This window comes from Microvirga sp. P4_G7, from assembly GCF_056401005.1.
In genome coordinates, this window is record NZ_JBFUKD010000111.1 from 1 (window position 1) to 8,057 (window position 8,057).

The following is an 8,057-nucleotide window of genomic DNA, read 5'->3' on the forward strand; positions in this document are numbered from 1 at the left end:
CCCTTGGAGAGCGCGGCTTTACCCGCATCGGCCTCGATTCCACCGGGGAGAGGCAGATTGACGAGATGTCGCTCCAAAATCCCGTCGTGCTTGTCCTCGGTTCAGAGGGCAAAGGGCTTCGGCAACGAACCCGCGATTGTTGCGATCACATCGGTCGGCTCGACATGCCGGGGGTGATCAAAAGCCTCAACGTCTCGAACGCCGCCGCCATCGCGCTTTACGCAGTGACGAAAGCGGTCGCACAGAAATAATCATCTCCTTCTCTTGCGAAACTGAGCCGTTTTACTTGGTTTCCGGCGTCTTAGACTGAAGTCGCAAATACCAATTGGGAATTGTGGGGCGCTGCCCTGTCGTTAGGCTTTCCACCCGATGGACGTCTCGGCTGCGAATCGCGGCGTGAGATGTCCTTGACGCCAAGCTCACACGCTTTGACGCAAGACCCCCCGCTTGTTGGGGGAAACATTGGAGGGAATCGCCATGGCAACCGCTGCCACGACGCCACGGACGGACGCTGCAGTCCGCCCGATGAGCAAGGAGGAGAAGAAAGTCATCTTCGCCTCTTCGCTCGGCACAGTATTCGAATGGTACGACTTTTATCTTTATGGGTCGCTCGCGGCCATCATCGGCGCGCAGTTCTTCAGCCAATATCCGAAGGCGACGCAGGACATCTTCGCCCTCCTCGCCTTCGCTGCGGGCTTCCTGGTCCGCCCCTTCGGCGCCCTGGTCTTCGGGCGCATCGGTGACCTCGTCGGCCGGAAATACACCTTCCTCATCACCATCRTGATCATGGGCTTGTCGACMTTCATCGTSGGCCTCTTGCCCTCGTCGAACCAGATCGGCGTGCTCGCGCCCGTCATTCTGATCGCGCTGCGCCTCCTGCAAGGCCTCGCGCTCGGTGGTGAATATGGTGGCGCTGCAACCTACGTGGCCGAGCATGCTCCCCACGGTCGTCGCGGCTTCTACACCTCGTGGATCCAGACGACGGCGACGCTCGGTCTGTTCCTGTCGCTCATCGTGATCCTGTTCACGCGAACCATCCTCGGCGAGCCGGCCTTCGCGGCTTGGGGCTGGCGCATTCCGTTCCTGGTCTCGGTGGTGCTCCTCGGCATCTCGCTGTGGATCCGCCTCCAGCTCCAGGAATCTCCCGCCTTCCAGAAGATGAAGGAAGAGGGAACGGGCTCCAAGGCTCCGCTCAAGGAAGCCTTTGGCCAGTGGAAGAACGCCAAGATCGCGCTGATCGCCCTTCTCGGCCTCACCGCCGGCCAGGGCGTGGTCTGGTATACAGGCCAGTTCTACGCTCTGTTCTTCCTGCAATCGATCCTCAAGGTCGACGGGTATACCGCAAACCTGCTGATTGCCTGGTCGTTGCTTATCGGCACGGCATTCTTCGTGTTCTTCGGCTGGCTGTCGGACAAGATCGGTCGCAAGCCGATCATCCTCGCGGGCTGCCTGATCGCCGCCCTGACTTACTTCCCGCTCTTCAAGCAGATCACCACCTTGGCGAACCCTGCTCTCGAAGCCGCGGTGGAGAACGTCAAGGTGACCGTGGTGTCAGATCCGACCGATTGCGGAAACTTGTTCAACCCGGTCGGTACCCGCGTCTTCACCACCTCGTGCGATCTCGCTCGCGACTATCTGGCGAAGTCCTCGGTGAAGTACGGCACGGAACCGGGCCCGGCAGGTCAGCCGGCGAAGGTCCGCATCGGAACGACCGACGTGACCTTCGAGGCAGCGGCCAAGACCGCCGACTCGCAGAAGGCCGTGCTGGCCGCTCTGCAGGCGGCAGGTTATCCGAAGGCCGGCGACGCTCAGATCGTGAAGATGAGCCATCCGTTCGACGTCTTCCGTCCACAAGTGGCCGGAATCATCGGACTGCTCTTCATCCTCGTGATCTTCGTGACGATGGTGTACGGGCCGATCGCGGCCGCGCTGGTGGAGCTCTTCCCGACGCGCATCCGCTATTCGGGCATGTCGCTGCCCTACCACATCGGTAACGGCTGGTTCGGCGGCCTTCTGCCGGCAACGGCCTTCGCCATGGTGGCCCAGACAGGCGATATCTACTACGGCCTGTGGTACCCGATCGTCATCGCCCTGATGACCTTCGTGATCGGCATGATCTTCGTGCCGGAAACGAAGAACAGGGACATCTTCGCCTACAAGGGCGAGGATTGATCACGTAACTCGGAACTAAGATAGAATTGGCCCCGCCTAAGGCGGGGCCTTTTTTGCGGCAATCTGACGGCCGGCAGGTCAGTAACAGGTCGTGACGCGCCGGACGAGCCAGCCTTCGCCTTCCACGAACAGACGCTTGCGCGACTGCTGACAGTTGGAGGGCAAACTCAGCCCGCCGGTGGACGATGTCACCTGGGGCTCTTTCTTTGCCAACACCTCGGAAATCTTCGCTGAGGTCGTCGGCGCGGCCTTGACCGCTTTCGACTTCGTCCCACCCGCCGCGTCGACGGGCGCAGCTAGAATTAGCGCCAAAATGCCGATGCCGGCGCCGACAATCATCGATCGCCCGGGGGACAGGAAAAATTCTCGCATAGCCGACGCCCTAGCCTTGGATCCAATCATTACGCTAGGTAAGTCGCACAGGACAGGTTTTGTTGCGGTGCTCCCGAGCACATTATTTTGATGGGGGTCGGGAACTTGATTTCGGCGCGGCCGAGAACTTGCGCCGGGAGGCGCGGCCAAGAACTTGCGCCGGGAGGCGCGGCCAAGAACTTGCGCCGGGAGGCGCGGCCAAGAACTTGCGTCGGAAGGCGCGCGCTGCTAGGTGAGCGCCCTGGCGCCGGCGTAGCACAGCGGTAGTGCAGCGGTTTTGTAAACCGAAGGTCGGGAGTTCGATCCTCTCCGCCGGCACCATTCTCAAAAAAAACATTCTCGAAGCATGCGGCCCATCGCGCGGTCGACGGCCTTTTCGCGCTCACGATGTTGTCGCGCTCACGATCTTATTGCGCTTCGAGTAAAACCTAGTCGAACAACTAGTGTGACGCTAGGGAACATACCCTAAGGCTGGGACAGCTCCGCGCCCAACGCCCTTTCCCTGATGCCCATTCCCGCGCGGTACCTCCGAGGTGCTCAAACGTGTTCGGCCGAATTCATATCGCGCTCGTACTTTTCGCCTGCATGCTGCCCCTTGGGGCAGTCCAGGCCCAGGACCTGCCGCCGCCGTCAGGAAAAGTCATCCTGACCGTGACCGGAAAGATTGCCGTGACGAACGCGCCGGGGGCGGCGCAGTTCGACCGGGCCATGCTCGAACGGCTCGGCGTGCGCACGCTCAAGACCAGCACGAACTGGACCGACGGCGTCAACACGTTCGAGGGCGTTCTGGTGCGGGACGTTCTCGACAAGATCGGCGCGAAGGGTCAAACGGCCTCGGCGGCCGCGCTCAATGACTACGCGATCGACATCCCGATGTCCGATTTCAAGAACTACGACGTCATCCTCGCATTCCGCATGGACGGTAAAGAACTTCTGCCCTCGGACAGAGGGCCGTTGTGGATCGTCTATCCGAAGGATGAGCAATCGGAGCTTCAGAATGTCAGGCTCGATTCCCGCTGGGTTTGGCAACTGAAATCCCTGACGGTCCAATGATCGCTCGTCTATTCCGATCCCGCCCTCTGCTTCTTTCAGCCGCCGCCATTCTCGTTTTCTTCATCTCCCTGGACTTTGCCGTCATTCGCCTTGTCGCAATCGAGCGCGGTCTCAAGGACGATATCGGCGACGACATGACGTGGCAGATCACCCAAGCCCAGTTCGAGAATGTCCGCTTCCTGGATACGGTGGCGCAATATGTCAGCGGCAACGAGGAGGTGTCGCCTGAAGACCTACAATTGCGTTACGATATTCTGTTAAGTCGTCTCAAGGTTTTCGAGACGGGCAAACCCAGGAACTATCTGGCGCAATCGGGCGTCCTCGAAAAGATCGACCAACATGTCATCGCGGTCGAGGCTCTGGCGCCGCAGATCGAGACGCTCAAGCCGCGAGACGAAGAAGCCGAAGACACCATCCGCGCAGCCACGCAGCCGTTGACGATGTTCCTGCGGACAGCGACGAACCAGGTCATGCTCGAAGTCCGCCGCCGCGCGCTGGCGCTCCGAGACGACCGTCGCGATACCCTCCTGGAGATTCTGGGATATCTCGCCGGCGTGCTGACGAGCGGCGCGGTGCTGGTCATTCTGACCATTCGCGCACGCCGCGAAATCGCGTCCAAGGAAGAATCCCTTCGGCGTCAGCGCGAACTCAGCCAGCTGTACAGGACGCTGGTCACGATGGTCACCCATCAGTTCGGCACTCCGCTCGCCGTCATCGACTCGAGCGCACAACGCATGATCCGGCGCGGTTGTGCGATGGACGCGGAAGAGATCGAGGCACGCAGCAACTATATTCGCGAGGCGGTCTCCGGATTGCTGCAGATGATGCAGAGCACACTCAATGCGGCACGGCTCGACGAGGGTGAGATTTCCTTCAGGCCGCGCACGACGGACCTCAGCCAACTGATAGACACCGTTTGTGAACGTCATCGCCATCTCTATCCCGATCGCCGCCTGCTGATTGAAGGAACGCTGGCTGATCCGTCCGTGTTCTGTGATCCGACCTTGATCGAAGGCGCCTTTTCGAACCTCGTGTCGAATGCCCTCAAGTTTTCGGAGAAGCGCACGTCCGTCCGCGTGAGTTCCACGCTCGACGACAGCTTCGTGAACATCAGCGTCCAGGATTACGGCGTCGGCATCCCGCCGGACGAGATCGATCAGGTTTTCGCCCAGTTCTTCCGCGCCCGGACCGGGGAGAAGATCGCCGGTACCGGAATTGGCTTGAGCTTTGCCCTCAACATCGCACGCCTGCACGGCGGCGATATCACCGTCACGAGCACGGAAGGCATAGGCTCGACGTTCACCATGCGGTTGCCCCGCCGGGCATCGATCGTCTCCGACGCGGCAGCCTCCTAGGAAGCGTACAGGCAATCCTGCTATCGCGATTTGCATTTCCCGGCATCGGCGTTCAATACCTCGCCATGCAAACGACGATCCTCGACCCGAACGATCCGCGCATCGAGCCATACCGGGCGGTGCGCGAGCGCGACCTCATCGGCCGTGAGGGCCTCTTCGTCGCCGAGGGCGAGGTCGTCCTGCGCGTTTTGCTCAGTCGGTCGCGTTTCACGGTCGAATCCCTCCTCATCGCGGAAAGCCGGATGGATGCGATCGGCGAATTGTTGGCGCTCGTTCCCGACGGTGTTCCGGTTTACGTCGCCGGCCGACAGGTGATGGATGCGATCGTCGGCTTCCCGATCCATCGCGGTATTCTGGCGATCGGCAAGCGGGGTGCCGACCCCGCCGCGTCCGATCTTCTTGACGATCTCCCGTCCGAGGCTCTCGTGGTGGGGCTCGTCGGGCTCGCCAATCACGACAATGTCGGCGGGATTTTCCGGAACGCGGCAGCCTTCGGCGTCGATGCCATCTTGCTCGATGAACAGACATGCGATCCGCTGTACCGGAAAGCCATTCGCGTATCCGTCGGCGGGGCGCTCGTCGTACCTTTCGCCCGGATCGGCTCACCATCCATGATGGTGGACATGCTGCGGGCGTCCGGCTTTGAGGTAATGGCGCTCAGTCCTTCGGGACGGGAAACGCTCGGGTCCGTCCGCCGCGCCGCGCGGACCGCGCTCCTTCTGGGCGCGGAGGGGCCCGGGTTGCCGTCTGAACTCCTCGCGGACAGCCGCACGATCGCCATTCCCATGACGAGCGGATTCGATTCTTTGAATGTCTCGACGACCAGCGGCATTGTCCTGCATCACTTGAGGCAAAACCCTCCCTGAGCCGACTTTTCCCTGGGAAGACAAACCTCTCCTTATTGTGAAGCTGGGCCGCTTGATCGCGCGCCGGCGTGCAATAGCCTCTCGGCATACTCGGGAGGTATCATGTCGACCATCACGCGCCGTATCGTACTCGCGGGCAGCACGCTCGCCCTCGCAAATCCCTTTGGAGGCATCGCATTGGCTCAAGGCACCACGCCCACGCCTGGCGGGTCCCGGCAAGCGCCTGGGTTCTACCGCTACAAGGTCGGCGACATCGAAGTGACGGCCATCAACGATGGATTCGCCAAACGCCCGCTCGAAGGCTTCATCCGCAACGCGGAATTGGGCCAGATCGAGCAGGCGATGAAGGACGCATTTCTCCCTGCCGACGCGCTGCCGATTACGTTCAACACCCTCGTTCTCAAGCGGAACGATCGCCTGACTCTCATCGATGTCGGCAATGGCGATCTCGGTGCGCCCACCTCAGGCACCTGGATGGCGAATTTCCGCGCCGCCGGCTTCGATCCGGCTCAGGTCAACACGGTGGTGATCAGCCATTTCCATGGCGATCACATCAATGGCCTGCGCCTGAAGGACGGCACCGCCGTATTCCCGAACGCCGAGATCATGGTTCCTGCGGCCGAATGGGCTTTCTGGATGGACGACGCCCGCATGAGCCAGGCGCCGGAGGGCATGAAGGGAGGATTCCAGAACGTTCGCCGCGTGTTCGCTCCGATTGCAAAGGACGTGAAGCGTTACGAGAACGACAAGGAAGTGGTGCCTGGACTCACATCGATCGCGACCCCCGGCCACACGCCTGGGCACACGTCTTTCATGCTCTCGTCCGGTGCCGGCAAGCTCCTCGTCATGTCCGACGTCACGAACCACCCCGCCCTTTTTGTGCGCAATCCGGATTGGTCGGCGATATTCGACATGGATGCCGACGTCGCTCGACAGACGAGGCACCGCATGCTGGATCTTGCGGCGACCGAGCGCGCTCAGGTGGCGTTCTACCATGCCCCGTTCCCAGCCACCGGCCATATCGGCAAGGAGGGCAGCAAGTTCCGCTTCGTGCCGGTCCAGTGGAGTTCGGCCGTCTGAACGATCCGTCTCACCCGTTTATCTCGCCCGCCGTCTCGGCGGCGAGCCAAGCCAGGGTGCCGCCGTCCCATCCGGTCGGCTCGAAACTCAGGATGACCGGCGTCTCATAGGGATGCCGGTCCTTCAGGGCGGCCAGCACAACGCGTTCGCGCCCTTTCACGGTCTTCAGGAGTGCGGCGACTTCGGTGCCATGCTCCACCGCGCCCTTCCATGCGTAGACCGAGCGCATGCCGGGAAGCACATTCATGCAGGCGATCAGTTTGTCCCGCACGAGCCCCTCCCCGATGGACAATGCGATGTCGACATCTGGAAAGGTCGTATAGACGAGGAGAGGTTGGTCCATGCTATGCCTCTTGTCAGGTTGGTCCTGGCAGGACGAGGGTAATTGGGCATGGCGCGCCGTTTCAACAGGGTCGCATTCATTGCGAGTCCCAGTCCCGAGGCTCAAGAGGCCCGCAAAACGTTGGAGGACGTCTATCCCCACGTGGGACCGGACGAGGCCGACGTCATCGTCGCGTTGGGTGGCGACGGCTTGATGTTGCGCTGTCTGCATCAGTTCATGGGATCCGCCAAGCCGATCTACGGCATGAACAAGGGATCCGTTGGATTCCTCATGAACGAGTTCCGTTCTGACGGTCTTTTCGAGCGACTGGAGGAAGCGCAGCGCAGCGTGGTCCACCCGCTGTTGATGGTCGCGTGGGACGTTCATGGCGATTCTCACACCGCCCGCGCCGTCAACGAAGTTTCGATGCTGCGGCAGACCTACCAGGCCGCCAAGCTCAAGGTCAGCGTCGATTCCCATGTTCGGCTCGCGGAACTGAGCGCCGACGGTATTCTCGTCGCGACGCCGGCCGGCTCGACCGCGTACAACCTCTCGGTCGACGGCCCGATTCTTCCGCTGAACGCGACGCTCCTCGCATTGACGCCGATCTCCGCGTTCCGGCCCCGCCGTTGGCGCGGCGCATTGCTGCCGGATTATGCGCGGATCGAGATCGAGGTCTTGGAACACGACATGCGGCCAGTGAGTGCGGTCGCCGATCATACCGAATTTCGCAACGTATCACGTGTCCAGGTCTCGATGGATCGCAGCGTCGATCTCGTCATGCTGCACGATCCGGGGCACAGCCTGGACGAGCGCATCCTGCGCGAGCAGTTCGGG

General features: G+C 61.6%; 9 protein-coding genes and 1 tRNA gene. 8 read left to right on the forward strand and 2 right to left on the reverse strand.

Translation table 11 applies throughout. The features are described 5' to 3' along the window. Both AC1DT3_RS07460 and AC1DT3_RS07465 read left to right on the forward strand, forming a co-directional pair. Window positions 1-251, forward strand: a 251-nt coding sequence (locus AC1DT3_RS07460; protein WP_477464621.1) for a TrmH family RNA methyltransferase, incomplete at its 5' end; no start/stop codon positions are given. Window positions 252-477: 226 nt separating this feature from the next. Beyond that, the gene (locus AC1DT3_RS07465; protein ID WP_477464622.1) at window positions 478-2,172 is read left to right on the forward strand and encodes an MFS transporter; all 1,695 of its coding nucleotides are present in this window, start codon (window positions 478-480) and stop codon (window positions 2,170-2,172) included. A gap of 78 nt (window positions 2,173-2,250) precedes the next feature. Here the strand turns inward: AC1DT3_RS07465 and AC1DT3_RS07470 are convergent, their stop codons facing one another. Next, window positions 2,251-2,544, reverse strand: a complete 294-nt coding sequence (locus tag AC1DT3_RS07470) for a hypothetical protein (protein ID WP_477464623.1) — start codon at window positions 2,542-2,544, stop codon at window positions 2,251-2,253. A 246-nt stretch (window positions 2,545-2,790) separates the two neighbouring features. Here AC1DT3_RS07470 and AC1DT3_RS07475 point away from each other — a divergent pair. The 5 genes from AC1DT3_RS07475 to AC1DT3_RS07495 all read left to right on the forward strand — a co-directional run bounded on the left by AC1DT3_RS07475 (window position 2,791) and on the right by AC1DT3_RS07495 (window position 6,898). Then, a tRNA-Thr gene (locus AC1DT3_RS07475) sits at window positions 2,791-2,865 on the forward strand. A gap of 222 nt (window positions 2,866-3,087) precedes the next feature. Beyond that, the gene (locus AC1DT3_RS07480; protein WP_477464624.1) at window positions 3,088-3,597 is read left to right on the forward strand and encodes a putative pterin-binding protein; all 510 of its coding nucleotides are present in this window, start codon (window positions 3,088-3,090) and stop codon (window positions 3,595-3,597) included. Further along, window positions 3,594-4,952, forward strand: coding sequence for a sensor histidine kinase (locus AC1DT3_RS07485; RefSeq protein ID WP_477464625.1), 1,359 nt, complete (start codon window positions 3,594-3,596; stop codon window positions 4,950-4,952). Before AC1DT3_RS07480 ends, AC1DT3_RS07485 begins: the two co-directional genes overlap by 4 nt. A 65-nt stretch (window positions 4,953-5,017) precedes the next feature. Continuing rightward, window positions 5,018-5,818 carry a TrmH family RNA methyltransferase gene (locus AC1DT3_RS07490; protein WP_477464626.1) on the forward strand — a complete coding sequence of 267 codons (801 nt, stop codon included), beginning with the start codon at window positions 5,018-5,020 and terminating at the stop codon, window positions 5,816-5,818. A gap of 102 nt (window positions 5,819-5,920) precedes the next feature. Further along, entirely contained in the window at window positions 5,921-6,898 is a 978-nt protein-coding gene (locus AC1DT3_RS07495) for an MBL fold metallo-hydrolase (protein WP_477464627.1), read from the forward strand. Between the two features lie 10 nt (window positions 6,899-6,908). Here AC1DT3_RS07495 and cutA read toward each other — a convergent pair whose 3' ends face one another. Continuing rightward, a complete protein-coding gene (gene cutA / locus AC1DT3_RS07500; RefSeq protein WP_477464628.1) occupies window positions 6,909-7,241 on the reverse strand; it encodes a divalent-cation tolerance protein CutA in 333 nt (110 codons plus the stop codon). Between the two features lie 48 nt (window positions 7,242-7,289). Between cutA and AC1DT3_RS07505 the strand changes: the two genes are divergently transcribed. Continuing rightward, the coding region (locus AC1DT3_RS07505; RefSeq protein WP_477464629.1) for an NAD kinase at window positions 7,290-8,057 on the forward strand (768 nt) is incomplete at its 3' end.

What these genes read in the sequence shown, in the direction of transcription:
- AC1DT3_RS07470 (WP_477464623.1), bottom strand. Translation starts at nt 2,544, where the DNA reads ATGCGAGAATTTTTCCTGTCCCCCGGGCGATCGATGATTGTCGGCGCC.
- AC1DT3_RS07495 (WP_477464627.1), top strand. Translation starts at nt 5,921, where the DNA reads ATGTCGACCATCACGCGCCGTATCGTACTCGCGGGCAGCACGCTCGCC.
- AC1DT3_RS07490 (WP_477464626.1), top strand. Translation starts at nt 5,018, where the DNA reads ATGCAAACGACGATCCTCGACCCGAACGATCCGCGCATCGAGCCATAC.
- AC1DT3_RS07485 (WP_477464625.1), top strand. Translation starts at nt 3,594, where the DNA reads ATGATCGCTCGTCTATTCCGATCCCGCCCTCTGCTTCTTTCAGCCGCC.
- cutA (WP_477464628.1), bottom strand. Translation starts at nt 7,241, where the DNA reads ATGGACCAACCTCTCCTCGTCTATACGACCTTTCCAGATGTCGACATC.